The sequence below is a fragment of the Haloarcula sediminis genome (genome assembly GCF_035656455.1).
GTDB lineage: Archaea > Halobacteriota > Halobacteria > Halobacteriales > Haloarculaceae > Haloarcula > Haloarcula sediminis.
On record NZ_JAYMGA010000016.1, the window covers coordinates 1 to 26,129 of the forward strand.

General features: G+C 56.0%; 23 protein-coding genes and 4 pseudogenes. 18 read left to right on the top strand and 9 right to left on the bottom strand.

The genetic code is table 11. From position 1 onward, the window contains the following. Positions 1-90: pseudogene (locus VJ162_RS18560) on the top strand (amphi-Trp domain-containing protein); the annotation flags it as partial. Positions 91-459: 369 nt separating this feature from the next. On the opposite strand, the gene VJ162_RS18000 reads toward VJ162_RS18560, so the two are convergent. The 3 genes from VJ162_RS18000 to VJ162_RS18010 form a co-directional block, all read right to left on the bottom strand. Beyond that, positions 460-1,527: a hemolysin family protein gene (locus VJ162_RS18000; RefSeq protein ID WP_324666190.1), complete on the bottom strand. Its 1,068-nt coding sequence runs from the start codon at positions 1,525-1,527 to the stop codon at positions 460-462. Between the two features lie 292 nt (positions 1,528-1,819). Continuing rightward, positions 1,820-3,079 (bottom strand): inorganic phosphate transporter, encoded by a 1,260-nt coding sequence (locus tag VJ162_RS18005; RefSeq protein WP_324666191.1) that lies wholly within the window; start codon positions 3,077-3,079, stop codon positions 1,820-1,822. Between the two features lie 376 nt (positions 3,080-3,455). After that, positions 3,456-4,319 (bottom strand): hypothetical protein, encoded by an 864-nt coding sequence (locus VJ162_RS18010; RefSeq protein WP_324666192.1) that lies wholly within the window; start codon positions 4,317-4,319, stop codon positions 3,456-3,458. A 1,095-nt stretch (positions 4,320-5,414) separates the two neighbouring features. Here VJ162_RS18010 and VJ162_RS18015 point away from each other — a divergent pair. From VJ162_RS18015 to VJ162_RS18030, 4 genes and pseudogenes are all read left to right on the top strand, one after another. After that, positions 5,415-6,074 (top strand): helix-turn-helix domain-containing protein, encoded by a 660-nt coding sequence (locus tag VJ162_RS18015; RefSeq protein ID WP_324666193.1) that lies wholly within the window; start codon positions 5,415-5,417, stop codon positions 6,072-6,074. A 380-nt stretch (positions 6,075-6,454) separates the two neighbouring features. Continuing rightward, positions 6,455-7,081: pseudogene (locus VJ162_RS18020) on the top strand (hypothetical protein); the annotation flags it as partial. Next, positions 7,082-7,861: a hypothetical protein gene (locus VJ162_RS18025; RefSeq protein ID WP_324666195.1), complete on the top strand. Its 780-nt coding sequence runs from the start codon at positions 7,082-7,084 to the stop codon at positions 7,859-7,861. It abuts the pseudogene before it with no gap. After that, entirely contained in the window at positions 7,858-8,790 is a 933-nt protein-coding gene (locus VJ162_RS18030; RefSeq protein WP_407066881.1) for a hypothetical protein, read from the top strand. The genes VJ162_RS18025 and VJ162_RS18030 overlap by 4 nt, the downstream gene beginning before the upstream one ends. A gap of 151 nt (positions 8,791-8,941) precedes the next feature. On the opposite strand, the gene VJ162_RS18035 is transcribed toward VJ162_RS18030, so the two are convergent. Beyond that, complete coding sequence (locus VJ162_RS18035; RefSeq protein WP_324666197.1) at positions 8,942-9,631, bottom strand: hypothetical protein; 690 nt, start codon at positions 9,629-9,631, stop codon at positions 8,942-8,944. Positions 9,632-9,644: 13 nt separating this feature from the next. Then, the gene (locus tag VJ162_RS18040; RefSeq protein ID WP_324666229.1) at positions 9,645-10,310 is read right to left on the bottom strand and encodes a helix-turn-helix domain-containing protein; all 666 of its coding nucleotides are present in this window, start codon (positions 10,308-10,310) and stop codon (positions 9,645-9,647) included. A gap of 377 nt (positions 10,311-10,687) precedes the next feature. Between VJ162_RS18040 and VJ162_RS18045 the strand changes: the two genes are divergently transcribed. From VJ162_RS18045 to VJ162_RS18060, 4 genes and pseudogenes are all read left to right on the top strand, one after another. Further along, positions 10,688-10,999: a hypothetical protein gene (locus VJ162_RS18045; protein WP_324666198.1), complete on the top strand. Its 312-nt coding sequence runs from the start codon at positions 10,688-10,690 to the stop codon at positions 10,997-10,999. Further along, positions 11,000-11,605: a hypothetical protein gene (locus tag VJ162_RS18050; RefSeq protein ID WP_324666199.1), complete on the top strand. Its 606-nt coding sequence runs from the start codon at positions 11,000-11,002 to the stop codon at positions 11,603-11,605. It abuts the gene before it with no gap. Further along, positions 11,605-12,827 (top strand): annotated as a pseudogene (locus VJ162_RS18055) (phage integrase SAM-like domain-containing protein). The gene VJ162_RS18050 and the pseudogene VJ162_RS18055 overlap by 1 nt, the downstream one beginning before the upstream one ends. A 142-nt stretch (positions 12,828-12,969) precedes the next feature. After that, positions 12,970-13,218 (top strand): annotated as a pseudogene (locus VJ162_RS18060) (cytochrome-c oxidase); the annotation flags it as partial. Between the two features lie 43 nt (positions 13,219-13,261). On the opposite strand, the gene VJ162_RS18065 reads toward VJ162_RS18060, so the two are convergent. Further along, the gene (locus tag VJ162_RS18065; protein WP_324666200.1) at positions 13,262-14,656 is read right to left on the bottom strand and encodes a protein adenylyltransferase SelO; all 1,395 of its coding nucleotides are present in this window, start codon (positions 14,654-14,656) and stop codon (positions 13,262-13,264) included. Positions 14,657-14,956: 300 nt separating this feature from the next. Here VJ162_RS18065 and sufB point away from each other — a divergent pair, with 300 nt between their 5' ends. From sufB to VJ162_RS18635, 4 genes are all read left to right on the top strand, one after another. Next, positions 14,957-16,387, top strand: coding sequence for a Fe-S cluster assembly protein SufB (sufB, locus tag VJ162_RS18070; RefSeq protein ID WP_324666201.1), 1,431 nt, complete (start codon positions 14,957-14,959; stop codon positions 16,385-16,387). Positions 16,388-16,438: 51 nt separating this feature from the next. Further along, complete coding sequence (locus VJ162_RS18075; protein ID WP_324666202.1) at positions 16,439-16,777, top strand: 4Fe-4S dicluster domain-containing protein; 339 nt, start codon at positions 16,439-16,441, stop codon at positions 16,775-16,777. A gap of 146 nt (positions 16,778-16,923) precedes the next feature. After that, positions 16,924-17,190, top strand: a complete 267-nt coding sequence (locus tag VJ162_RS18080) for a hypothetical protein (protein ID WP_324666203.1) — start codon at positions 16,924-16,926, stop codon at positions 17,188-17,190. A gap of 193 nt (positions 17,191-17,383) precedes the next feature. Continuing rightward, positions 17,384-17,533 (top strand): DUF7563 family protein, encoded by a 150-nt coding sequence (locus tag VJ162_RS18635; RefSeq protein ID WP_455429325.1) that lies wholly within the window; start codon positions 17,384-17,386, stop codon positions 17,531-17,533. A 174-nt stretch (positions 17,534-17,707) separates the two neighbouring features. On the opposite strand, the gene VJ162_RS18085 is transcribed toward VJ162_RS18635, so the two are convergent. Then, the gene (locus VJ162_RS18085; RefSeq protein ID WP_324666205.1) at positions 17,708-17,893 is read right to left on the bottom strand and encodes a DUF7333 family protein; all 186 of its coding nucleotides are present in this window, start codon (positions 17,891-17,893) and stop codon (positions 17,708-17,710) included. A gap of 193 nt (positions 17,894-18,086) precedes the next feature. Next, a complete protein-coding gene (locus tag VJ162_RS18090; RefSeq protein WP_324666206.1) occupies positions 18,087-19,154 on the bottom strand; it encodes a hemolysin family protein in 1,068 nt (355 codons plus the stop codon). A 628-nt stretch (positions 19,155-19,782) separates the two neighbouring features. On the opposite strand from VJ162_RS18090, the gene VJ162_RS18095 reads away from it, so the two are divergent. From VJ162_RS18095 to VJ162_RS18115, 5 genes are all read left to right on the top strand, one after another. Beyond that, positions 19,783-20,865: a guanosine monophosphate reductase gene (locus VJ162_RS18095; RefSeq protein WP_324666207.1), complete on the top strand. Its 1,083-nt coding sequence runs from the start codon at positions 19,783-19,785 to the stop codon at positions 20,863-20,865. Between the two features lie 593 nt (positions 20,866-21,458). Next, positions 21,459-22,295, top strand: a complete 837-nt coding sequence (locus VJ162_RS18100) for a DUF7847 domain-containing protein (protein WP_324666208.1) — start codon at positions 21,459-21,461, stop codon at positions 22,293-22,295. A 63-nt stretch (positions 22,296-22,358) separates the two neighbouring features. Beyond that, positions 22,359-22,811: an ArsR/SmtB family transcription factor gene (locus VJ162_RS18105; RefSeq protein ID WP_324666210.1), complete on the top strand. Its 453-nt coding sequence runs from the start codon at positions 22,359-22,361 to the stop codon at positions 22,809-22,811. Beyond that, positions 22,808-23,713, top strand: coding sequence for a hypothetical protein (locus VJ162_RS18110; protein ID WP_324666211.1), 906 nt, complete (start codon positions 22,808-22,810; stop codon positions 23,711-23,713). Before VJ162_RS18105 ends, VJ162_RS18110 begins: the two co-directional genes overlap by 4 nt. Positions 23,714-24,574: 861 nt before the next feature. Continuing rightward, complete coding sequence (locus VJ162_RS18115; protein WP_324666212.1) at positions 24,575-25,567, top strand: DUF3592 domain-containing protein; 993 nt, start codon at positions 24,575-24,577, stop codon at positions 25,565-25,567. 48 nt (positions 25,568-25,615) lie between these two features. Here the strand turns inward: VJ162_RS18115 and VJ162_RS18120 are convergent, their stop codons facing one another. Continuing rightward, positions 25,616-26,044: a hypothetical protein gene (locus VJ162_RS18120; RefSeq protein ID WP_324666213.1), complete on the bottom strand. Its 429-nt coding sequence runs from the start codon at positions 26,042-26,044 to the stop codon at positions 25,616-25,618. Positions 26,045-26,129 lie beyond the last annotated feature (85 nt).

Here is a 26,129-nt window from a genome sequence, read left to right on the forward strand (position 1 = left end):
ATGACTGAACGAAGTATCGAGTTCGAACTCGAATGGGACGAGAACGACGGTGAGGGGGGTAGCGGAAGTGGTCAATTAGAAATCGAGTAGTCACTTCGGACGTTCACCGAACGAGTGATGCGCCGTCTTTCGGTGTACAAAACGCGACCTTTGGCTGCTGAGATGCTCGATAATTCGCACGGGGAGTTCTTGACAGAAGTCGAGCTAGTCAACAGATCGAACGATGTGTGAGTCACCTGTACTAACCGAATCGGACGGTCCCAATTCTTAGTGCGCGACGTGCTGCATTCGCGCTGTGTATGCAGCAGCGTCTATTCGAACTACTCGATGTCCGTCAGTAACGGCGTGATCGATACAGAGGTTGAACTTAGCAGTCAGCCGCCGGTGGTTTCCCATAGATTCGGATGAACCGGCCGCTCAGAGCTACTGGCCGGTTGCAAATAGTTTCATGACACGCTGTTAGTCGAGTATGTCGGGGTTGTCCCGGTCAAGTGGGTCTTCGAGGTCACCGATGATCGTCTCCAGCAGGTCGGTGACGGTTACCAGCCCAACCACATCGCCGTCTTCGATGACGAGCGCAATCTCCTGCCGTTCGGCTTGGAACTGATCGATCGCATCGCTCACGTCGGTATCAGGTGAGAGTGTCATCGTCGGTGCTGCCAATTCAGTAAACGCACCGTTGCCAGCAGACAGTTCCTCACGGCGGTTGAACAGGGCCGGACTGTAGACGATGCCACGGAACTCGGTGAGGTCCGCACCGATCAGTGGATACCGCGTGTGTGGGTACTCTTCGAGTTTCCGGAAGTTCGATTCAGGATCGTCCTCAGTAGACAGCGCCACGATCTCCTCGGGTGGAATCATGACTTCTCCCACAGACTGCTCGCCGATGGCCAAGGCGTTCATAACCTCCTCACTGCGTTCCTTGGCCAACTCACCCTCGTTGAGCACAGAGCCCAGTTCGTTTCGGAGGTCCGCACGGGTTTCGATAACTTCCTCCCCGGTTTCGGTCCACGATTGGGTCATCTTGATGCCGAATAGGCCGAGTGTCGCTTTTGCAACCGAGTCACCGACCCAGATGGCCGGGGCGAGTATTTTGGAGAACCAGTACAGTGGTCGCGCTCCGTACTGGGCGACCTGTTTAGAGCGCTCAACGCCGAGGTAGGTCGGTGTCTGTTCGCCGTGGGTGAGATGAACCAGGTTGATGAGAAGAAATCCGAGGAGCGAACCAGCCCCGATCGATGCGAGGGTCGTGTTCTCGAACAGCGGTTCAAACAGGGCTGCGAGTCCGGGTTCGGCGATGATCCCCAGCGCAATACTGGTCCCAGAAATCCATACCTGACACGTCGTCAAATAAAACTCTAGGTCGTTAGTCATCTCCCAAGCGAGTTCGAGTCCAGGCGTATTGAACTCCGATTCGGGATACTGCCTGAGACGGGTCAGGGCGAATTCAGTTGCAACAAAGTAGGCGTTCACCCCAATAAGGACAATACCACCAAGAATCCGTAGTCCAATCTCGAGCGGTTCCATCACCTATTGTACTGACAGTAGACAGAAAATAGTGTTCACATTAGGACAATGACGAAGGCACAAAAGGCACAGTACACAGGCACAACCGAGGCACGAGATACGCGCCCTGCATGCAACACCAACAGACTCTCCAATCTGGTTGCTATCACAAACAGAGTGCTGAATAGAGAGGATCAAGTCAGCATAGCGGTCTTGAGATCAAAGATGCCAACCCTTCCACTCGCGCACGATTCTTGTAGATTGGCAGTCCCTCCGACCACGACTGATGGTGATGGACAGACAAGGTGTTCTCTTAGCCGAGGAGTGAAAACAGGGCATAGGACCCCACGAGCGACAGTATCGGCGTAATCACCCAGAGTGTCACGACACGAGCTGCCGCTGCATGGTGGAACAGGCCTTCGGCGGACAGTTCTTTCGGATCTACCTCGCCAACGCTAGACACACCATCCCTGGATGCGTGCTGCCTGTCCGGGTGTGGAGTCTCGCCTTCAGCGAGTTCGCCCACAGTCGGGCCCGCAGCGACCCCCTTCTTGCCTTCAACTGGGTGAAGTTTGAGTGCACCAGTTGTAAACTGTGGAGCGGATTCATCGCCAGGGGACCGTGTGACTATTTCCGCAAGCGTCCGGGCTCGGCTTGCACGGCCCCATCCGAGGCCAATGATACAACTGGTCGTACTCACGGCGAGACTGGCTGGAATTCCGAGCCACGAGAGGACGGTGATAATCGTCGCGCCCACAGTCGAAACAATGAGCGCTGCCAGAATCGGCATCTTAGTGATATCGCTGCCAACGGTCGCCAGCGTCCGCCGGGCAATCGTGAAGCCGCCCACGCTGATGGCCCCAATTGCGAGGAGAATCGCCGGGCTCGGGTCGAGAGAACCGTTGCCGACAAGCGGGGCAACTGCGTTCGCCGCATTCGAGGCTCCGGCACTGAACCCCATGTAGCAGGCGATTGCCACAACAAGCGCCGATCCGATCAGATCCCGAGGCGAGACGGTATCGTTGACCGATAGCCGTGGGAGCCTCCCTGTGGTATCGATTGCGATCAACGGGTTCGTAAGGCGGCCAAATTCGAATTTGGCGTCAAGATGCGGATACAGATATCTACCAATAAACGCACCTGTGAAGACGGCGATCAGTGGGGAGACGATCCATGCCGACAGGATGGTAAACATCAGGGCCGTGTTGAGCGTCCCCGTTGCCAATCCGAGTCCGACGATTGCTGCGACGGCTGTCATAGACGTTGACGCTGGGACACCATAGAGGTTCGAGATCAGGAGTGCGAGCCCGGTAAAAAAGAGGACGCCAACGCTCGCTGCGGGTGTAAAGGCTGCTGCATCGACGATTTCGGTACTCATCGTCGTGATGACCTTCCGCCCAATCGTCCACGCTCCGAGGAACGCGAACACGGTAAACAGTGCTCCAGCGGTGACTTTCCTGACGGCCCGGCTACCAACTGCCGGACCGAAGGCAACACCGGTTGATGACCCGCCGATATTGTACCCGACGAATACCGCCACCACCAAACCCACGAGAATTAGCAGTTCTGCCACGTATGTGAGTGATTAGCTCGCACGCGAAAAAGAGTGCCGTTTCGCTGCGAAACTGTTGGCTACGACTAATAGACGCAGGAACACGAAGATTTAGCACTTCACAATGGAGCTTCACTAGTCTCTACCGATTCATCACCACGGGTTGCTCACAGATCAGTGACCGATATGCGCGGTCTATTCAGCAGTCGCTATTCTACAGAGGTTCGAACAAGTCAACTCGACAACTGCTGAATAGAGAGGTTGAAGTCAGCGTAAGCATTCCCATTATTGGCCTCCTGACGTTACTGCACAATCTGGAATAATCAGATTAATTTAAAGTTAGATATAATTTCAATTCTTCATTGGACGACCCCCCAATTAAGCACGACTGTCGGGTTCAGTCGTCTGCGTTGGCTTGTCTGTTCTCGGCGAGTTGCTCGTTTTCTTCCAATTGAACCTCTTCGCCATTGATTCGTGCAAATTGCCCGACGTGGATCTCTTTCGCAGCGTCGTCGTCACTCCAGCCAAGCGCCGACATAATGTGTTCGGTGACGCTCGAATGGGGCTCGACGTAGACGGTCTGACCGCCGTCAGTAACATCTTCGAGTGTACCGACGATGCTCCCCGTCGCGTCCACAACATCTTTGCCGAGATCGTCGCTCGTGAGTGAGATTCCGTCAGCTTTCGAACGCATCGTCTCGGTGGCATCTTGACTGACGACATGTTTCGACGCTGTGAAGTCCATCTCTACAAAGTCCACACGGTCGATGTCACTTCCGACCCGGATTTGATTGATTACCTCGTCTTCAAGCACACTTGTGCGCGTGAAGTGGGTATGAATCTGGTCACCCTCACTGAGTTCGGATTCGATTTCGAAATCGCGTTTCACTTCTTCTGGGTCATCTTCTGCATCAAGCATCCCTTCTTCAATTATCGACCGCTGTAGTCCCTCGGTATCCAGATCGTAATCTTCGAGCGTATCAGCCTCAGCAACGTCTGTCCCGGTGATACGGCTCTCGATTGTAAACCGCTCAGTAATCTTGCGGGTAGGCATCCAGACCTCTCTGACATCGATTTGTGTCTGATATTGATCTCTTAATCTGTGTGACGGTGATGTTTCGCCGCTCGACTCACCATCGGGTTGTGAGCTCTCATCCCTTGCCGCGTCAAGTGCAGCGAAGTACCGCTCCCGATCAAACGTATCGCTGTCGACGAGGTTGTCAGAGGGAACGATACTAAAGCCGGTACGCGTCCGTTCCACAAGCTCAACGTCGAGTAACTTGTCGTGATGATCTCACGGCTGACAAGCTCGCTTTCGACAGTGGCCTCCTCAATGACAGGTGTCTCGACGGCACTCGTCTCATGAATGGTATTGGTCACGGTCTCGCCTGCGACCAACCGGTTTCTGATCTGCTTGTCGTCAACATCGCTCTGAGAGATTGCTTTATCCTGTGTTATCACCTCGGGGATCTCAATACCATCTCCATGATAGGAGACAGCATGATTCTCGTCTTCTAGTTCGGCGTAAAACGTGTCCCAATCGAGTCGTTCGTGCTCAGCAGCGACTTTGGATTCATGAATGAGATTCAGGCTTCCGTCTGAACTTGTACGCACTGACACCGCATTATGTCTATCCGCCCATTTTTGAATCGTCTCTTTGTCTCGTGAAATATGCTGCTCGCTTACACTGGTGGGAGTGGTTTGCGTCACATCTTATATCACGGGAGAGAGACGGTAGGTTCTCTTGCATGGTGTATCACACTATTCAACGGTGAGACAGTCTGATGTATAAAATTGGATCGATAGACGGAACCTGCTCATATAGTGCTCAACCAATCTCGACAGAAGCAACGAGTGATAGAATCGTGTTGATCACAATCTGTTCCAATGGTATAGCCGAATGGTGTGTCCAGTTTCGGCACCCCACATATACGCACTGTCAGTTGTGTCCATTTTTAAGTTCGTAAACCATAACTTCCGTATCGGGTACTGTTTCGTCGTTTCGGCAAATCCAACTTCCTTTCGGGTCAATCCCGTTCTGGAGAGCAGCTACAATTAATTCGTTAAGTGCCGTGTCGAACGCGTCCTCAGTTGTAATATCTTCTTGTAGGAAGATATTGGAATTCTGGTTTGTCATGAAATCGGTTGAAGCAGATGCGGAAACGCAAACGTGATGCTCATCGGACTCCTGAGAAGTGTCCGCTAGTCTTGATAGCGGAGTATCACGCTGTGCGCCTCTATCTACTATACTATTATCCCTCTGATGGGAAGTGTGTGGCGGAAAACTTGGCACACCATGCCATCATCTCAGTCCGATGAAAGTTCTTAACTGTGTCACGTGATGAATTATATGAAAATGGGTGTCATCGTGGAAATTACTCTGCCGTCTTCAGAGTTCGAACTGGGGCGCGTCCTCCAGATGGAGGGTGACGCCAATATAACGCTCGAAACGATGGTACCCTTGGGAGATCGCTCAGTCCCGTTTTTCCGGGTGAAGGGGATGCGGGATGCTTTTGAAAACAACGTTCGTAGTGAGTCTGCTGTCGCGGACTTGGAGATTGTCACCGAACATGATGATGAAGCACTATACGCGCTTGACTGGGACCCCTCGACAGACACGTTCTTTCGCACTATCTACGAACTGAATGCCCATCTACTGGAGGCGACCGGCGGCAGTGACTCGTGGCTCTTTGAGTTGCGTATGCCGTCCCACGATGCCCTCTCGGAGTTTCAGCAAGCCTGCTTTGACGCGGAGATACCCCTTGATGTGATGCGAATTTACAACCCCACTAGACCCGACGCCGGCCCGTGGTTCGGATTGACGGCAGCCCAACGTGAGACGCTCGCTCTGGCCGTTGAGAAAGGCTACTACGCTCTCCCGCGCGGGATAACGACAGCGGAACTGGCCGAGGAGTTCGACATCTCCGACCAAGCTGTCACCGAACGACTCCGCCGGGCAATCGATACGCTCACCAGAAACACGCTACTTCTCGACCAGGAAGAGCCGTCTCACTAACAACGACCGGGAATCGTATTGGAGATACAGAGGAGGACTTAGCGTATCGCCTGTTCCGGGCGCTCGGATATTCCGTATATAACTCATGGAGAGTCAACGTTCGTTGTTATTCATTTCCAGTTTCTATACATTGATGACAATATTTGGCGCGGATTGTGGACATACGATGCTGACCGGGTTAGTCGTCTCAAGTCGCATTTGACCCACGTATTCTAATGAATGGCTCTCTGGCGGGGGCTTTGTTCACTCCATCGGTGATAGCTACGCGCGATTTATTCAACACTCAGCACTGTGCCCGGCCTCGAACAAGTCAATTCGACAATTGCTGTATTTAGAGGGTCCAGTCACCACTCCGTCCGTTGCATATGTCGGTGCCGCAAAATCTGAACTTCATGAAGGAGGACGTTTACGAGCGCGACCTCGATGACGGCTACCACGAGAAGGGCGCGTGCACCGACGACCCGAAGGAAGACGACGGTTGCGTAGTCTTCGACCTCTTCGGCGGCTTCGGTGGCGTCCCCGGGAAGGTAATGCGGCGGCCGATCAAGTTCAACCCCGTCCGCTCCAGCGTGGACTACACGCGCGGGCAGGCTGAGGGTCACTACCGCCGGCTGAACCGGAACGTCGTTTCCCGGAACGAGGAAGACAACCGCGAACCGCTTCGGAACGCCGAGGTAGACGCTGTGGCGAATCTGGACGGCTGCTGGCACCTCTCCTTCCGAGAGGTGAAACCCGAGTTCGTCGGCCTTCTGGCCGAGGGCATCGACTTCCTCGATGCTCACAAGACCGACTTCATGCACCAACTCGGTGGCGCTCGCAACTTCGGCGCGGGAATCGTCGATTGCCACCTCATCAACCCGCTCTACAACGAGCGCGAGCTGAAGCGCGTCTTCGACCGCGGGAAGGGCAACACCAACAAGATGGACGAAAAGGACGACCAGTGGACCGAGGAGTACCGCCCGGCGTTCGTCGAGGCGCTGGAAGAGCGCATCGAGGTGGGGCCATAGATGGCCGAGAACGCCAGCCTCAGCGACATCCAGGATGGCGGCGGCCAAGACGTGATGGTCGCCGCGTACCGCCACGACGCTCACAAGATGAACGGCCAGCCGCACGACTACGCCCCGGAGACGTTTGCGGGCGTCCCGGTGAACCAGACGGTTCCCCACGGCGCGGACGGTGATGCGTCAGCGCTCAGCCGGCCCAACGGCCAGCCTGAGCAGACGATGGAGAACCACGAGACGCTCTACCGACTGTCGCTCATCGAGGGCGAGAGTCGGTACGACCCGGAGGAGTTCACGCGCAACGGCGTGGAGAGCGCCGTGAGAGAACTCCTGACCGAAGACGACCCGGCGGCCATGCATCGGGCATGGCTGGAGAGCGACGTCGTCTCGGCGTTCAACGAGAGCGTCTACTACCCGTACACGAGTCTGAAATACCACACGCTCCTCGTGGCGGCGCTGCTGGACAACTACCGTGCCGGTCACGAATTCGCCGATCTCCTCCTGGTCGTGGACCGCGCCGGGGAGATCGTGCCCCACCGCACCGTGTACGCAGGCGATGACTTCGCACTCCGAATCGACGAGAGCGCGGGCGGGCGACCGTCGTCCCGTCTCGGGAGTCGGCCGTGGCGGTCGTGGGCTTCGACGTGGAACCGGCTGACCGCGCACCCGCTCGATGCCGCTCACGACAAGTACGACATGGTGCTGGACGCGAACCTCCGCCGGATCGGCGCGTGGTCTACCGCGCTCCAGTACATCGAGGACTTCCGGGAGGCGTTCGACCGATGACGCGCATCCAGCAAGTCCAATGGGAGTTGGAAATGGACTACATCGGCCACCCGTACTACGTCTCGGGGAACGCCATCATGCACGCACTCGGCCAGCAACTCCCGCACGACGTCCACCGCCACCTGAACGCGAGTCACGGCGTCTTCGTGCCCGGCCAGTTCGGGACGTTCCCCGAGGAACACTCGCGGAGCGGCATCCGGCCGTACCTCGGGAGCGGCCTCCCCGACGTCGAGGCCTACGACGACCTGTTCCTGATGCGGCAGGCGTCGCACTCGTGGCTCCTCGATTCCCGGCCGCGAGACGCGCTGAACACCCACGACATCCGCGTGCAGAGCGGCCACCCGGCGCTCTCCCACGAGACCATCATGGGGAAGCCCGACGGCGCACGGAAGCAACAGCAGACGACGAAGTGGTACATCAACGCGTACCTCCACGCCGACCGAGACGACGTCCTCCCGCTCGATGAGAGCGCCCTGGACGGCCTCCAGTTCGGCGGGAAGCGCAACTACGGCTACGGCATCACGCGGCTGAAAGACACACAGGTCGTAGACCTGGAGGCCCTGGACTACTCGCGTCTCGAAGAAGGCGAGGCGTTCATCCTCGAACTCGTGACGCCGTTCGTGCTGGAGTCGGAGTACCCGAACGCCCACGACCAAGACGTGCCGTGGTGGTGGAAGGAGGACCGCCGCGATCTCCGTGAACGCGAGGAGAAGGTGCTGGAGCAACGCGAGGTCTACAAGCTCCAGACGGTGGACCACGGGCAGGTCGTGAAGTACGAGGGCGACCGTCCGGTGAAGACCGCGAAGAACGGCATCCTTCGGGTCGGCAGTCACTCGAAGTACGGCTTCGGAGAGCTCCGAGTGAAGCCGGTCGAACTCCGCTCGAATCAGTGTCAGAACTCAGAGAAAAAGACGAAGGTCACCGGGTGAGATAACTCATGTGTGACGGGAGAATCGGCACGAAAAAATCACGCCGCAGACTGAATAAAGAAATCGTATTTGCAACAACTGTTATTCCGTTATGTACTGTGGTCAGCAATCGTCGAACATTCAGTTGTTTCGCGAGACGGCGTCAGGAATCTTACCGAAGTTGATCTCGCTGCTCGGACAGGAACGAGACGAGGTCGTTGACCGCATCCGCTGGTAGCGTTTCCTGTCGGAAGACTCCCTTGAACGAGTCTTCGAAGCCGTCCTGCTGGAGTCGATCTAACACTATTTCGATCTGACCATCGAGCTTCTTCGGGTCACCTCGATGGACGTGCCGTTCGATACGGTCGAACTCCGCACGCGTGCTGATGACGACGAGGTCGCGGGTGTCAGCTTTCCGGCCGCTGTGGAGTTTCATCGCGAAGAGGAGGGCTGGCTCCGGTATTCGACCATCGAGGTCTTCGGCGACGTCGAGCGATTCGACGGTGCTGTGTTCGTGGAGATAGCGATACGACCACTCCGCGTCCGTCTGTCGGCACCCCATCGCGTCGACGAGTGTCTCGAACTTGACTTCGTTATCTCCGACCTGCTTCGTGTACTGGACCATCCGACCGTCGTACTCGTTCGAGACGTCCTTCTCGAACTGCTTCTCGTACCCGAGGTCGCGAAGGAGCGAGTCGTACTCATCGAGTGCCGTGTCTGGAATTACGGTGTCGATGTCCGTCGTGAACCGCGTCTGGAACGCCGAGACTGCCCAGCCACCCACGAGAACGTACGGCAGTTCGGCGTCCCGTACCGCCCGATGCGTGTCGACGAGTTCGGATTGGCGCTCGGGGAGACTCATTTTATCAGCCCCGTTAGTCCCCGCTCATCGCGCTGTGGTGCGACGCGTCGACGTCCCTGTCGTACTCATTGGCGATGATCTCCAAGGCGGGCTCGTATGCTGGACGGTTCTCCATCATCTGGTCGACGGCGGTATCCAACGGAATCACGGGGTTGCCGTCGACCCACTCGGAGTCGATACTGTCGGTTTTCGGAAACAACACGTAGTGGACGTTCCCGTCGACATCGCTGGCGTCCGGGCGCTCGTTGATCGTCGTGTCGATACCGAACTGCTGGAAGAACGCAATCCACCGTTCGATGTCACGGTCGTGGACTTCGATGAACACCGGGTAGTCGTCGTGACCGCGAGCGATCTGGTAGCCCCCGTGCGTCCAGACGTACGCAGCGTCAATCTCTGTGTACGCGAACTCCATGCCGGCGAAGTGCGGGATGACATATGCGTCCTCCTGGGAGATGGTGTCGCGGCTGTACAACGCAGCAATCATCTCGGCGTACTGCTGACGCATTTCGTGGTCGACGATCTGGAGTCCACTATCGGTAATAGCGACAATTTCAGCGTCTTCTAATCGCTCGATCCAGTCGTACACCCACGAGTACGAGATGTCAATCTTACTCGCGACACGATTGATAGAATCGCCACGCTGAACTGCCAACACGATCTTCGCGGCCGTGGCGTCCATTAATTCGATCATTGTTGAAATTGCCTCCTAGTCTACGCCGGCGGTCTAGCTCTCAGTTATCGCTAGAGAGATACCGATACATAGAACTTCCGGCTAGGTGCAGGAAATACATAGAATCTCGGAATAGAGGTTCCTAACCGACGCAGCACCCACTAATTACAAAGAGTCTCAACCGAGAGATTAGAATTCGAATAAACGGGGGTGAGAATCTCAGTCCAATTGACCTAGATTACCGCGATAATCACGACCAGTTATTTTCAGACACTCGTTGAGTCGGGGCACCACTGCTAATTAGCCAGAGGGGACAAGAGGAAACTGTACCCATGTGTTCACACAAGGGGGAACAATTTATCCGACCGGCATCCGTACTCCCTGCTATGAGCCAAGAATCGCTCGACGATACGATTAAATTCCGTGCCGGCCCGCTAAAGGAGGCGGCAAACGAACTGGATGCCGTCCATCTTGGTGGTATCAATATCAGCGAACTCGGACGTGAGGGGCTTACCGAGATGCTTCGGCGAGCGATGACTGACGACGACAAAATCGCGATTTACGAGCGCTACTCTGCGGGCGATATCACGGAGGACGCTGCCCGAGTGCTGCTCGGCGAAGAGTTTGATTTGCTCCAAGAGGACACTGATGCCTTCCGCGAGGCTACTGAGGGCGACACCAGCGACTATCTCGTCTAAATGGCCGGTGGCGACACACGGTATCCGATTCTCGTCGATACGGATACGCTGGTTGCTGTTGCGAATAGCTCGTTGTGGACTCAGATAACGGACAACGTTGGCCTCACAACGACAAATGTCTGTAAACAGGAGCTAGAGCGGCATGTCGAGGAGACGCGTGAGACCGCGCCTGAAGGAAGCCGTCCGTACCGACTCCATCACGGAAGCCGTGCTTCACTTTCGGCGCTTGAGGATGATGACACGCCGCTCACCCAAGTCACGAGCGTGCCCCGGCCCCATGGAGCGGACGCTGGCGAGGAATCGCTCCGACAGGAAGTGGTACAGAACCCGGAGGCTATCGACTACGTTATTCTGATGGACGCGGCTGGCCGACGCTCGATCCGACGCGCCGTCGACGATCAAAACGAGGATATCCGTGTCGTGACACCGCCGTTTCTGTTTTACATTCTCTACGATAACGATCTAATCTCTCGCCGAGAATTCTGTGAAGCGTGCGGCGAGCTGTTGGAACGGGAGGGCTGGACTGGATACAACGCAGTGAAAGCCGCTTGGGAGGGGATTCCGATTGATTGCAGCGACATTCTTGACGACAACTTGCTCCCGTGATGACACCGGCTACCTCAACGACACATACTGATTCGATATCGCTCGCGGACTCCTTCGAACGCTACCTCCAAGACAAGGGGAAAGGCCGCGGTGGAGACGGTGGGAACTACCGGCGAAACGCCGCTCGCGAACTCGAACGGTTTGGCCGGTGGGCTGCTGGCGACTGTGGTCGGAGCGAGTGGACGGGTATCGTACCAGATGATATCGACCGGGATCCGACCTTCGAAGATCTCGATGAACGAGTCTTCCGGGCGTACGCCCGGTATCTCGGCAGTGACCGGGCGCTCAAACAAAATACTATACACACGTATTATCACTACATCTCTGCCTGGTGTGGCTGGTGCGCGAACGAGGGATATCTTGAGGGACACTACGCACGGCGGGCAAGCGCGATGGCACCACTCCCGGAGGACGACGGCCGCAAACCTGGCGACCAGCAGATCTGGACCTCCGAGCAGCGCCACAAACTCATCCGATACGTCGACGACCGAGTCAACGATGCAATCGAGACGTATAGAACCGTCTCGGATGATGTCGATTCGCTCGACAGACAGCGAGCACGATACAGGATTCTGCAGGCGGCTCGTGATCGTGCTCTCGTCTTTGTTATCGCATACACAGCTGTTCGAGTTGGGGAAATCCTTCGTGACCCGAACGATCCACGGCGGCGTGGGGTCCAGTGGGAGAGATTTCACTAGAGGATGGAAGTATGGACGTCTACCGGAAGAAACAGCAGTGGGACGTTACGAGTCTCCCCGGGCCCGTGATTGCGCCACTACGGAGCTATCGAACGCTGATGGATCCACCGACTGTACAATGGCCAGTGTTTCCCACGTTCGACCAGCGGACGCTCGCAGCGCTCGTCCGAGACGGGTCAGATACAATCGAAGAGCAACGTGACGAGTACGCTCGAGACTTCTTGTTAGCTCTCGAGGAGGGCATCCACCCGCCGTCGATTACGACGGATGGAGCACGGTCGATTCTCCAGCGGCTCTCAGACCTAGCGGAGGTCGATATTGAGCATCCGAAACACGACTATCTCACTCCTCATGGTGGCCGCCGGGGGATGGGGGACATCCTTGTTCGCGGATTTGGGTACACGGTTGCTGCCCGGTATCTCGATAACTCAGAGAAGATGATCCGTGACCGCTACTCGCACATTGAGGCCGATGAGTTGGGCGAGCTCGCAACCGAAGCAATCAACGAAATCGATTCCATTTGAAGAGGCAGAAACCGCTATTGATTACCGGCTAATGGCGGTGGGGCGGTTGAATCTACCTGCATACTGAGATAATCACGACCAGTTTTCCTGAGAGTGCTGCTACTTCTGCTGCTCTATATTTTGTAAGCCAGCCGGTGCCAATCACACAATGGCCACTGTCGGCGCGTTCATTCTACTAGTCGGCCAGCTTATATTTGTCTGGAACCTTCTCCAGTCCTGGTTGGAGGGGCCAAAAATCGAGGATGGCGACCCGTGGAACCTTGAACGCGGCGGGATGCTCGACCAGGAGTGGACCTGGTTCGACCGCAAGCTGGAGACGGCCATCACCGACGGTGGCGAGGATGAGGAGGTGTCCGAGTTGACCGACGGGGGTGAGCCAAAGGGCGACTGACGCTGCTAAAATTGATGACTATGCTCATTTTGCTAATATCCGCTTAAGTATTACAGTACGTTGTATACTCTGAATCGAATTCTCGTGGCGGTGGTTGCTGGAATTGTGAACCCATATCCTTCGATGTATAGGGGTTTTCCAACACGGTCAATAACCCCTTGAATTTCGATAGACTCCCAGTTTCGAGATACTCATCCAGTGCCTTTTCGACCAGGTAGTTGCGGGGGATATACCGCGGATTGGCTTCCTGCATCAACTCCTCATCGAGGCCGACAGCAGCCAACTTATTCCGAAGCTGGTCGAATTCTGCAGTTGCAAACACCGGGTCATCAAACGTCCCAGGCGTCTCTAATTCGAGGAAGGTATTGGTATAGTCTGCGTTCGATTTGCGAAGCCACTCTATGAATTCATCGACGAGCTCGTCCTCGCCATCTGAGTTGATGCCCAGTTTCTTCCGCATCATTGTGTAGTATTGCGCATCAAACCGATTCTCAAATTCGTCCAGTTTGTCTTCGAGTTCATCATATGTGAGCGCTGATTGCGCACACAGTGGTTGGAGTGCCTCTGCAAACCGTTCAAGATTCCACCGCAAGATGGGTCGCTGGTTGCCGAATGCATATCGGCCGTGCTTGTCGATCGAGCTGAAGACCGCCTGCTCGTCATAATAATTCATGAACGCACAAGGTCCGTAATCAAATGTTTCTCCATCGATACTCATATTGTCCGTATTCATGACACCATGGATGAATCCGACACGCAGCCAGTCGACAACCATCTCAATTGACGACTGCATGACTGCATCGAAGAACGCTAGATATGTGCGATCTTTCGCATTTAGCTGCGGGTAGTGCCTGTCGATAACATAGTCAGTGAACCGCTGTAGTTCGTCGGATGCTTGACCCGCAACATACTGGAAGGTCCCGTATCGAATGTGGCTGTTCATCACTCGGACAAGGATGGCCCCAGGTTCTGTCCGCCGTCGTTCGACTGCTTCGTCAGTTTCGACGACTGCCAGACTTCTCGACGTTTTGATATTTAGATTCTGCATCGCATATGAATACAGATACTCTCTGAGCATTGAGCTGACAGTCGCGTTTCCATCGCCTCTTCCGGAGTACGGCGTTCGACCAGAACCTTTCAATTGAATATCGTATCTGTTACTCTCGTGAACGTGTTCGCCGAGTATCATCGCTCTCCCATCGCCCAGAACTGTAAAACTTCCATACTGGTGGCCCGCATATGCTTGAGCGATTGGCTCTTCCAAGAGATCTTGGCCTGCTAGAATTTTAGCATTGAGCTCTGCTGTATCCAATCCAAGATCAGCACATAGGCCGTCATTAAGAAGCAAAGTTTCGGGGTTAGCGATACTTTTGGGCGTTACTCTCGAATAGAGGTTCGAGTCTAAATTTTTGTAAGTGGTATCAAACGAATAGGGCATTTTGTTTCATTCGGTGTATCTTGCTTGCTTTAATAAGCTTATTTTTTTCATCTATCTGTAGAGAGTCACACAGAGAAGCCGGGTCGCCGGTCCTCTGTGCTACTCTGATAGGAGTTGGGAAAGACCACGGCTCCCGGTAGCTGGGGCAATCCCCGGGTGCAATTGTCTGTCTTTCCCATACCAATCCATATTCCGGGGACAGAAAAATATTTTTGGTTTAAAAAATAGTATACGATACAGACAAAATAATACCTCTAATTCACCTAGAAATTTTTAACCCCTCGCTTCAATATCTGATACATGAGCTCAGACCAAGACCACCTCAAAGAGACCGACACCGAAGCTCGCTTCGAGTTCAAGAAGGAGGAAAAGTCCGCCTTCCAGACCGAGAAGGGCCTCACCGAGGAGACCGTCCGAATCATCTCCGAAGACAAGGACGAGCCCGAATGGATGCTCCAGCGCCGACTGCGCGCTCTAGAGCAGTTCCAGGAGATGCCGATGCCGACCGGCTGGCCCGGCGCGCCGGACCTCTCGGAAGTCGATATCGCCGACATCGTTCCCTACATCCGCCCGGACATCGAGACGCGCGGCGGCGCGGAGAACTGGGAAGACCTCCCCGAAGAGATTCAGGACACCTTCGACAAACTGGGCATCCCGGAAGCCGAGAAGAACGCCCTCTCGGGCGTCGGCGCCCAGTACGAGTCGGAGATTGTCTACCAGAACATGCAGGAGCGCTGGGAGGACAAAGGCGTCATCTTCTGTGACATGGACAAGGCCGTCCAGGAACACGAGGAGATCGTCAAAGAGCACTTCATGACGAAGTGTGTCCCCCCGAGCGACAACAAGTTCGCCGCGCTCCACGGCGCCATCTGGTCCGGGGGCTCCTTCGTCTACATCCCGGAAGACACGACGGTCAACATGCCTGTGCAGGCGTACTTCCGCATGAACAGCGAAGGCATGGGCCAGTTCGAGCACACGCTCATCATCGCCGAGGACAACTCCGAAGTCCACTACATCGAGGGCTGCAGTGCTCCCAAATACTCCGCCTTTAACCTCCACAGCGGTGGGGTCGAAGTGTTCGTCGGCGAGAACGCTCACGTCCAGTACTCGACCGTGCAGAACTGGTCGAAAAACACCTACAACCTCAACACCAAGCGCGCCATCTGTGAAGAAGAAGGGACCATGGAGTGGGTCTCGGGCAGCATGGGCTCGAAGGCCACGATGCTGTACCCCTCGACCGTCCTCAAAGGTCCGGGCGCGACGGACAACCACATCACCATCGCCATGGCCGGCGAAGGGCAGGACATCGACACCGGCGCGAAGGTCTACCACAACGCGCCTGACACGAAGTCCACCATCGAATCGAAGTCCATCGCCAAGGACGGCGGCCGCACGAACTACCGCGGCCTGGTCCACATCGCCGACGGCGCCGAGGACTCCTCGACCTCCGTCGAGTGTGACGCGCTGATGTTCGACAACGAGTCGACGTCGGACACGATGCCGTACATGGAGATCCAGGAGTCGAAGGTCGACGTCGCCCACGAGGCCACTGTGGGTAAGATCGGCGACGAGGACGTCTTCTACCTCCAGTCCCGTGGGCTGGACGACGACGACGCAAAGCAGATGATCGTCGCCGGCTTCATCGAGCCGATCACGGAAGAGCTACCCATCGAGTACGCCGTCGAACTGAACCGCCTCATCGAGCTGGAGATGGAGGGGTCGCTCGGGTAGTGACCGTCCAGCTGGTTGCTGGACAAGACCAATGTACTAGAGGGCATCTCAATGGCTATCGATCCGAGTTTCGAGGATACCTACGAAGAAGTCGACAGGCACGAAGACCATCGGGTATGGACGACAGACGGTGAAGAACCAACGGAGCAAAAACAGGGTATCCACGGGACCCACGTGGCAGTAGATTTCGACATCTGCATCGCGGATGGGGCCTGTCTAGAGGACTGCCCTGTTGACGTGTTCGTGTGGGTTGAAACGCCGGGTCACCCTGAGTCTGACATCAAGGCCGACCCCATCCACGAGGACCAGTGTATCGACTGTATGCTCTGTGTCGATGTCTGCCCTGTTGATGCCATCGACGTTGACCCGGGACGAGCGGGGCGGCTCTGAACTCTTGGTGAAGAGTGTAGACGATGATTCTGACATTACAGTGTTACCGGTGTGGAACCGAATATGAGTACGTTGGCACCTCGCCTCATCCAGGCCAGTGCCAAGCGTGTGGCTCTTCGTGCGTGCCCCCGGCTGGGTCAGTTACAGTGAAGAACAGTGTTCACTGGGAGAGCGCTAACGGGTTGTCGAAGATCTGGGTACAGGCCGTCGACGATCGTGACCGACCGTTCGAATTCGAAGTCGCCGCCCACGGTAGCCGCGGGAAGCTATCGGCACTCAAGATCGATGGTGTTTCCGTTGACCCACAGATCGACGAGACGCTCGAAACGCTTCCGCCGGCAGTGATAGCCGAACTCGCCGATATCGGAATCACCGAAGTCACGACTGGAGCGATTCGGTATTCAGAGCGATGACACCAGACATCTGTATCCAATCCACCACGGCGTTTGATAGCCTACGATCATCAATACGGGAAGACAGAACGAGTGACACAGATAGCACAGGCATTCCACTCTGGGAGTACATACCGTATCCACGCGGGGATTTCCACAGGCAGTATGAGTCGCGTCTCAAAGTGCCGGCTCTTTCGGGGGGTCACTGACTCGTATGCCGGAATGCAGTACCTGCAGCGGACACGTCTCGGACCGATTCGTACGAGTTTTTGGGGATGAGAAGGGGCTGGTGCACGCGTGTCCCGCCTGTTCAGCTAACGCGGGTATCGGAGAAGAAACACGAGAGCGGAATGAGCGACTATAGAGCATAGTACTGCGATTGTCACCAACTCACCGCTGAAGTAGTAGTGGCTTGCTGGTGTACTCCCGAGTTTTGCGCTTCCAGTGGAACACCCCGAACCCAACCGGCCTAATATTGCGTTATTCGGTACCTGAGCAACTCGGGACGAAGGTGGACCTTGGCAATCGAGATAGACCGCTACGGACTGGAGTTGAACTCTCCATATTTCATCCCGAAAAAGAACGCGATGACCGAGAAGACGATCATTGAGGGCAGGACCATCATGAACACCGTCGAGGGAGTCATCACAGACGTGAGCGCGACTGTCGCAACGGCGACAATCACGACGAGCGGGACCACTGAGGGCAGGAAGTCAAATTCCATATCCGAATTTTTGGCCGGACCGAGAAAGTCTTTAACAAAACAAATCCGCGGGATAACAGATTGAGCTGTACTAGTCTGACGTCAACACTTACCGAGTGCTGCATAGAACCGGTCTCTCCGTCGTGCGGGTAGTGACAGAGACTGATTCATGCGATAATCAAAAGTACCTCTCAAGTGTGGCTTGCAACCTGATTCAGTTGAGCACGTCGGGTTTATCGGCATCAAGCGGATCTTCGAGATCACCGATGATTGTTTCCAGTAGGTCAGTCACGGTTACCAGTCCGACAACCGTGCCGTCCTCGATAACAAGTGCGAGTTCTTGGCGCTCTGTTTGGAACTGATCGATTGCATCGCTCACATCGGTATCGGGTGATAGTGTCATCGTTGGGGCTGCTAATTCAGCAAACCCGACGTCACCAGTTGACAGTTCTTCACGACGTTTAAACAGAGCTGGACTGTAGACGACACCACGGAACTCGGTCAGGTCTTCGCCAATAAGGGGATACCGAGTATGTGGATTGTCTTCGAGTTTCTGGAAATTCGAGCTGGGACTGTCCGCAGTCGATAGTGCCACAATCTCTTCGGGCGGAATCATAATTTCACTGACCGACTGTTCGCCAATAGTCAAAGCATTCATAATCTCCTCGCGTCGGTCGTCAGCCACGTCACCTTCCTTAAGTACCGATCCAAGCCGATTACGAAGGTCACCTCGTGTCTCGATGACTTCCCGCTCTGTTTCAGTCCAAGCTTGAGTCATCTCGATACCAAACAAGCCCAGTGTTGCCTTTGCGACAGAATCACCGACCCAGATGGCTGGGGCGAGTATCTTGGCGAACCAGTATAGAGGTCGCGCTCCGTACCCAGCGACCTGTTTGGACCGTTCGACACCGAGGTACGTTGGTGTCTGTTCGCCATGCGTGAGGTGGATCAGGTTAATAAGGAGAAACCCAAGTAACGAGCCAGCCCCGATTGATGCGAGTGTGGTGTTTGCAAACAACGGTTCGAACAGTGCTGCCAGTCCGGGCTCGGCAATGATCCCAAGTGCGATACTTGTAGCAGAAATCCAGACTTGACACGTTGTTAAATAAAATTCCAGATCGTTAGTCATCTCCCACGCGAGTTCCAGTCCGGGTGTGTTGAACTCTGACTCAGGATACTGCCTGACACGGGTTAGTGCAAACTCAATTGCGACAAAGTATGCGTTTACTCCGATGAGAATGATACCCCCGAGAATCCGTAATCCGATCTCAAGCGGTTGCATCGTCTGGCCGTACCAATAGTGGATAAAAATAGTATTCGCATCAAAATAATCATTTAGAAAAGTAACATAATACAGAAAGAATCAGACTGTAATCGACGCTCCCTGTACACACTCTTAGATAACTCGGTCAAGAATACCGCGAGAAGCATGACCAGTTCTCTTGGAGGGACCTGCCACCGCGAGAGACACGAGCACAAATCCAATACGCAGAGACGGAGTCAATGGCCAGTTCTTACAAAGTCGATTTCAGCCCTATTGGGACGAACCAGCTGCTCAGTGTGTGTGTGTGTGTGTGTGCGAATTGACCGCAAGTCCACCCGACAACCAGAAATAATGTTCTGAGCAGCGTGCAAGATGTACTGACCGAGTTTCAGACGGGCCCTTGTGAGGGGCTACAGGTCCTGTCGCGGCCGTTGGCTTCGTGAGGCGATTGAGCCCTGGTCGGGATCCTGCTCGTCCTCGTGACGGCGCTGTCGACCGTGGCGTGGGGCTGCCAGTCGACGGGACCACCGCTGCCGTCGGCGCGCCCTTCGACACCACGTCGGATGACGAGTTCGCGGTGTCGGGCAAGAGAGAGTCGCCAGAACCGCGGGATTTAATGGTGTGACAGACATGCTAGGATTCGGTCATGAATGAGATCCGTACTGGACTGAGCTACGGCGACGTCCTGCTGGTCCCGCAGCGTTCACCCGTCGATAGCCGAAGCGATGTCTCTCTTTCAACGGAACTGACACCCGGACTTACCCTTTCGAAGCCGCTGGTGTCGGCCGCGATGGACACCGTCACCGAGGCAGAGCTGGCTATCGCACTGGGCGAGGCCGGCGGCGTTGGGACGATTCATCGCTTTCTCACCGTCGCGGAACAAGCCGCTGAGGTCTCGCGCGTAGTCGAGGCCGGCGTCCCGGTCACGGCTGCGGTCGGGATCGACGAGGACTATCTTGAGCGAACAGCGGCCCTCGTCGATGCCGGCGTCGACGCGGTGGTCGTTGACGTTGCTCACGGTCACATGGAGCGAACTCTCGACGCCGTCGCTGACATCCGCGAAGCGTACCCGGGGCTGGATCTCATCGCGGGCAACGTCGCCACGCCGGCGGGGGTCGAGGACCTGGCGGGGGCCGGCGCGGACTGTGTGAAGGTCGGGATCGGTCCCGGGTCCCACTGCACCACTCGCAAGGTGGCCGGCGCGGGTGTACCGCAGTTGACTGCGGTCGACGACTGTGCCGATGCGGCCCCCAGCGACGTGACAATCTGTGCCGACGGTGGCATCCAGACATCTGGTGACGCCGTCAAGGCGCTGATGGCGGGTGCCGACACGGTGATGCTCGGCAGCCTCTTTGCCGGTACCGCTGAGGCCCCCGGCGAGACCGTCGAAGTTGACGGCATGCGGTACAAGCGGTCGCGAGGAATGGCGACCACTGCAGCCGCAGAGAAGCGCTCCGATAAGGGTGAGAACGTCACCGCCGATGAGGGCGTCGAGGGACTGACGCCGTACAAGGGCCCCGTCACCGATGTGGTCGAGGAGTTCTGTGCCGGCATTCGCTCGGGACTGTCATACTGTGGTGGCCACGACATCGCAGCAGCCCGTGAGAAGGCTACGTTCATGCGGGTGGCAGCTAGTGCCAAGGAGCGGGAGGGTGCCCACTCCGACGACGAGTGGGAGACGGTCAGCGTCGACAGCACGAAACACGCCCACGCTGAGGCTGACGACTAACGCTGGTGCTATAGCAAGCTGACGGGATTCGCAGTGGGGAATATCCGTTCAAACGGACACCATCAGGACAGGACGGGCTAGCTCGGGCGCGTTTGCACTCCGTGAGATGACCGACGACGGGTAGCGCAACTCCCGAGATTCGCTGGAAGATATCGACGAGGGCAGGGAGACGGCCGCGAGTTACAGCGACGGCTAGACACCGACGAGTTCCAGACGGTGTCGATTCGGACCTGCCGGACAACAGGCGTAGCTCACTGTTGCGAGCCAGCGTGATTGCGACCTCTCCGCTTCCGAGACCGCCAGAGCCGCACAGTATCTCGATGGCACCGGCACCAGCAACGCCGCGCAGCAACCGTTGGTTCGCTACCGAATGGCGGTTTCGAGCGGGTCAGGCCGTCTGGGTCAGTGGCGCATGAACGGGCGGGAGGTCGTGACGACGATGTGGCGGATCTGATTTCGGTCCTAGAACTAATCGCGGAACAACCACTCAATAGGGCTGCTCATGACACAGGCATTAGGAGAGCTCAAAAAGTAAAATATAGATTTGAGACTACGTTCGACCTAATACGTGACAGAGACAATCAGCTGATACGATGGTCACAGTTTCCGCCTTCAAAGACGGCTTCACCGCCCTCCGCGCGAATCCAATCCTGCTCGTCGCTGGCCTCCTTATCGGGGTCGGCAGCCAGCTGCAATACGTCGATCGCCTAATTGAATCGCCACTCCTCTCAACAGGCGTGTCGCTCGCTTGGCTGATCGTCTTTCCCTTTGTTCTCGGCGGGTTCATCGGCATTGCCCGAACTGCGATAGAAGGGACAGACGCATCGCTCACCGACTTTTTCACTGCCGCTCGCACGTATTACCGCCGACTGCTACTCGCAACTGTATTGTTCATGCTGCTCGTCCTTGGAACCGCCATAGGACTCGGACTTGTCGGGTTCGTCCTCGGGATCGGAACGATGGCGCTCGCCGTGATTGACGAGATGGCTGCGTTCGTCGCAGGCGTCATCTCTCTGCTCATCTGGCTGGTGTCGATCCTCCTTGTCATTATGTTCGTGCAGTTTTACGACACCGCGATCGTCATCGAAAACGAGAGCGTTACTGACGCGTTCCGGAGAAGCGTTGGTATTGTTCGCTCAAATCTGAAAAGCGTCGTTGGATTCTCGTTGGCGTGGCTCGTCCTGCTGAACGTCTTCTTTATCCCCGAATACCTGCTTCAGTTGGCGCTGACGGACGCTGGGTCAGCTGATGTATTACCAATCGACCTCGGGATTCCGATTACTGTCCTACTCCCGATTGGGATTACTCTTTCCGCGGTCGGCTTCGCGTACTTCTATACCGTGTACACGGCCTACTATATGCGATTGATTGCTGCCTCACCAACCAGCCCAGAATCAACAGAAACACCTACCAACAATTCCGAACAATAGTTTCGACCAGCCACCGATCGAGCCAGATCCCTGCGACCAGCGTTCACAGAAGCAACCCCCACTATGACACAACTCCTCCCGACACAAACGGACGCCACCGTCGAGCGAAGCGATACCCCAGCCGTACTGAGTTTAGATGACGACGAGACGCGAGACGTAATCGAAGCATTGTCCGCCGAGACCGCCTACGAGATATTTCGGCTGCTCAACGAGACGCCGGCGACGCCGTCGCGGATCGCTGAGCAGCTCGACCAGAGCGTGCAGAACGTTCAGTATCACCTGGAGAATCTCGAATCGGCTGGCGTGATCGAGGTCACGGACACCTGCTATTCTGAGAAGGGCCGTGAAATGAGCGTGTTCGTCGTTTCCGAGGACCCCACGCTGCTCTTTCTTGGCACCGAAGACGACCGTCCGAGTCTCAAACGCGCGTTCAAATCCTTCGCCTCGCTGCTCGGTCCCCCGTCAATTTTGCTCGCGGCCGGGGAATCCATCTCCCAATTTGTTACTGCCGAATGAGCGAACGTACCGACGCCCCAGTCCGAAGCACATCCACCGACAACGACACATCCACGCGTGACGCGACACCGACGATCAAGGCCCGAGACGACGTTGATGGCTGTGGCTGTCTCGAATGCCGAAACATCGAGACGACGACCATCAATCGGACCGTCCTCGATGCGCTCGTCTGGTCCGTTCGCCTGTTTCGGTCCTACCCGTCAATCCTCGCCTTCGCTGGCGTAATTATCCTCGTCAACCGCCTGCTTGAGACGGACAGCATCAATATACTCCCGATGCCCGCGATCAGCGTGGTTGAGGCCCTGACTGCGTTTACATTCATCATCTTGATTCGAGCCTATGTGGGGACGATCGTCGCTGGCGAGCTGACCGGCAAACCCGTCACGATACGCGAGGGATTGCGCCGAAGTATCGCTCGGACACCGGCGTTAGTTGGCGTTATCTTCCTCATCGTGTTCTCGGTGATGACGATTCCGTTCTTCGTGTCGCTTCCACTCTTCCTTCTGGTCGCCGTGCTTCCGGTCGCACCGGTGGGGATGGTGGGTTTCCCCGCCGCCGCAGCAGTCGGCGGGATCGTGTTCGCTGTGCCGTTTCTCTTTTTCCTATTCAAGTTCTGGTTCGCGCCCGAAACCTGCGTTATCGGCCAGTACGGCCCTCTCAAATCGCTACAAATGAGCTGGCACATCACGTCGAACTACCGAAGAAAGTTCATCCTCATCGTTATCATCGCTATTGGAAGTGCACTCGGCCTATATTTACCATCCGTTCTTCCCCAGTTCGAAACGGGGCTGACGTTGGTGCGTCCAGTACTGCATGTAATTTCGTCAAGTGCCGGTGAACTGCTCTCAATCGTGTGGGCAAGCGCATATGCACACATCTACGTCCAAGGAATCGTATCGTGAATCTAAAATCAACCTAGGGGTTCGTTCGTTTGCATCGCATCAATGACGATCGCTGCAATCACGACTGGCTCTGTTGGAATTGAACTCGTATCAGTCAGCGTAATCTCGTACTGATCGAAGTCAAATAGAGCGAATTTGCCCTGATTGAACCGACTAAATGACCTTCTGCATCGACGATCTCATACTGGTAGACGATCCTTTTGCCGGCAGGAGTTTCCGTGCAAGGGTAATGAGTGGCCACGTGAGCTGATCTCGGCGAGAAGCGATCCATCGTCAGCGTCGCGGAGCCGAATAGGACTGCGACCTGGCCGGTATATTTTTTCAGCCACGGCAAACAAGCAAATAGTATGCGAAAGATCGGACTCTTGGTGAGCATCATAGGGCTTCTTATTAGTGTTACAGGCACGGTGGTACTGTACCAACATACGACTAACAGGTACCATTCAGCTATCGTGGATATCGGGTCGATCGCTGTTGCATATCTCGGCCTAATTCTTCTCGGGATTTCTGTTTCAGTCACTGGAATCGCCCTTCTTTTGTGGACGAATACTAACATTTCTAGAAGCCAGAGTGACTGATTGGCATACAGTCTGTGCTGACAGATTCAGTAATCGTAGCTATGCCGTTTCTTCACAGTCGACCACCTGGACCCAGATCTGTTGGTTAACCAGTTAGCGCGATTGGGACGGTCCGCGTGTCGGTGAGTTCGTCGGCAGTCATCTCTAAGTGTCGAGATATGAATTGCTCTGTGGGTGACCGGACGCCTATCGAGTGGGCTGCCCGTGCACTCGACCGAGGGACGGGTATCGCGTGGGGCAGACATCACGTTCATACTGATTGATTACTATACAGACATTCGCAATGAAACTCCCCGTGGGAATCACGACCCTCCACCTCTCACGAAAAAGCGTGTACCTGCTGCTCCTTGCGATTGCCCTCCTCGGGTTCGGAGGGTACAGCTACGTACAGCAGGGACAAGCCGTCGATACTGCCGTCACTGTCCAGGCAACAGTCGACAGTGCAGATGTAGAGCGGATTGATAGCCGGCGAAGCATCGAGTACGAACCGGAAATCGAGTACACGTACCAGTATCAGGGCGAGACGTACACCAGCGATCAGGTGTTTCCGGGCCCGACTGTTCGCACCTACTCAGAGCGGTCACAAGCGCAGTCTATCGTCCAGTCGTACGAGCCGGGAACGACAGTCAAAGCGTACGTGCGGCCGTCCGCGCCGGGCGATGCGTTCCTGATCCGGGAGCGGACCCCATGGCCGGTGCAAGCGTCCGCCATCGGGACTGTCCTGCTGGGCCTCGTCGTGCTGGCCGGTCTGGGAGAGCAACGCCCGGGACGGTACGAACTTCGCCCGGTGGAGGAGGTGCAGTCACCGACCTCCCAAACGTGGATCAAACGCCGCGGCGAGACTCTTCATCGGCTGTCGAAACGATCACTCGCCGTCTGCTTCGGGGCGTTCTGGCTCTCGATGGTGGGGTTGTTTTTCGGCATCCTGAACCTGACTGGGGAAGCTGACAGCTCGGTACAACCAACGCAGACCGACATCCTCGGACCGGTCGGACTGCCGTTGCTCGCGGGCTTTGGCTTCTGGGTCGGGATGGTCCTCTCGCTGTGTCTGTACGGTGTCTGGTCGTTCACCCAGTACCGGCAGCTACGCAGGCGGCTCCACCAGCCGACACCGCCCAGCCCGTTCAAACACCCAAGTCGGCTCGTTACGATACTTGGGACCGACAGCGACGAGTTACCCGAGTACGGCCGACGCGTCCGCACAACCGGCTGGGCGTTCGTAATCGCTGCAGGGATGACTGCCATAATCGTGCGGCTCCTCTATGGAGCTATCTGAGACATATTCGAGCCGTCCCCTTGTGGTCCAAGCTGAGGAGAGTGGGAGCTAAACACTGCTGCCCGGCCATACACTAGACCACAATGACACGAGCGTCGGTGCGCCGAACAGATGGCTATCGCGTTCATGTATGTAGTTTATCGTTATTATCCCGGCGACCAACAGCGCCATTACTTCGAGTGTGCCGAACACGAGTTCTTCGAACGTTTCGCCTCCGTAGGCCTGTATGAGAGGGATACTGAAGTAGACGAGTTGAGCACCGCCGCCAAGCAGGAACCACCACGACGGGCGCCAGACGCCGCTGGATCCCCGCACTTGCCGTATGTCCAGTACCAGTCCGGCGAAATATATCGGCGTGTACAGGTGGACCAGTCCAATACAAATGAGCGCCACTGCCCCTGGGAGCAATGGGAGAAACTTCGGGAGTTGCAACGACGATGTTGCAGTACTGACGAGAGCGAACAGGAGAAGACCCACCAACCCGACAGTTGTCAAAAGCGGTTGGATAGCAAGCACGGTGGCCCAAAGCCAGGAGCCGTTCCGTCCACCATCGTCTGGTGAG

What these genes read in the sequence shown, in the direction of transcription:
- VJ162_RS18000 (WP_324666190.1), bottom strand. Translation starts at nt 1,527, where the DNA reads ATGGAACCGCTCGAGATTGGACTACGGATTCTTGGTGGTATTGTCCTT.
- VJ162_RS18015 (WP_324666193.1), top strand. Translation starts at nt 5,415, where the DNA reads ATGGGTGTCATCGTGGAAATTACTCTGCCGTCTTCAGAGTTCGAACTG.
- VJ162_RS18025 (WP_324666195.1), top strand. Translation starts at nt 7,082, where the DNA reads ATGGCCGAGAACGCCAGCCTCAGCGACATCCAGGATGGCGGCGGCCAA.
- VJ162_RS18030 (WP_407066881.1), top strand. Translation starts at nt 7,858, where the DNA reads ATGACGCGCATCCAGCAAGTCCAATGGGAGTTGGAAATGGACTACATC.
- VJ162_RS18035 (WP_324666197.1), bottom strand. Translation starts at nt 9,631, where the DNA reads ATGAGTCTCCCCGAGCGCCAATCCGAACTCGTCGACACGCATCGGGCG.
- VJ162_RS18040 (WP_324666229.1), bottom strand. Translation starts at nt 10,310, where the DNA reads ATGGACGCCACGGCCGCGAAGATCGTGTTGGCAGTTCAGCGTGGCGAT.
- VJ162_RS18045 (WP_324666198.1), top strand. Translation starts at nt 10,688, where the DNA reads ATGAGCCAAGAATCGCTCGACGATACGATTAAATTCCGTGCCGGCCCG.
- VJ162_RS18050 (WP_324666199.1), top strand. Translation starts at nt 11,000, where the DNA reads ATGGCCGGTGGCGACACACGGTATCCGATTCTCGTCGATACGGATACG.
- VJ162_RS18065 (WP_324666200.1), bottom strand. Translation starts at nt 14,656, where the DNA reads ATGCCCTATTCGTTTGATACCACTTACAAAAATTTAGACTCGAACCTC.
- sufB (WP_324666201.1), top strand. Translation starts at nt 14,957, where the DNA reads ATGAGCTCAGACCAAGACCACCTCAAAGAGACCGACACCGAAGCTCGC.
- VJ162_RS18075 (WP_324666202.1), top strand. Translation starts at nt 16,439, where the DNA reads ATGGCTATCGATCCGAGTTTCGAGGATACCTACGAAGAAGTCGACAGG.
- VJ162_RS18635 (WP_455429325.1), top strand. Translation starts at nt 17,384, where the DNA reads ATGCCGGAATGCAGTACCTGCAGCGGACACGTCTCGGACCGATTCGTA.
- VJ162_RS18085 (WP_324666205.1), bottom strand. Translation starts at nt 17,893, where the DNA reads ATGGAATTTGACTTCCTGCCCTCAGTGGTCCCGCTCGTCGTGATTGTC.
- VJ162_RS18090 (WP_324666206.1), bottom strand. Translation starts at nt 19,154, where the DNA reads ATGCAACCGCTTGAGATCGGATTACGGATTCTCGGGGGTATCATTCTC.
- VJ162_RS18095 (WP_324666207.1), top strand. Translation starts at nt 19,783, where the DNA reads ATGAATGAGATCCGTACTGGACTGAGCTACGGCGACGTCCTGCTGGTC.
- VJ162_RS18100 (WP_324666208.1), top strand. Translation starts at nt 21,459, where the DNA reads ATGGTCACAGTTTCCGCCTTCAAAGACGGCTTCACCGCCCTCCGCGCG.
- VJ162_RS18105 (WP_324666210.1), top strand. Translation starts at nt 22,359, where the DNA reads ATGACACAACTCCTCCCGACACAAACGGACGCCACCGTCGAGCGAAGC.
- VJ162_RS18110 (WP_324666211.1), top strand. Translation starts at nt 22,808, where the DNA reads ATGAGCGAACGTACCGACGCCCCAGTCCGAAGCACATCCACCGACAAC.
- VJ162_RS18115 (WP_324666212.1), top strand. Translation starts at nt 24,575, where the DNA reads ATGAAACTCCCCGTGGGAATCACGACCCTCCACCTCTCACGAAAAAGC.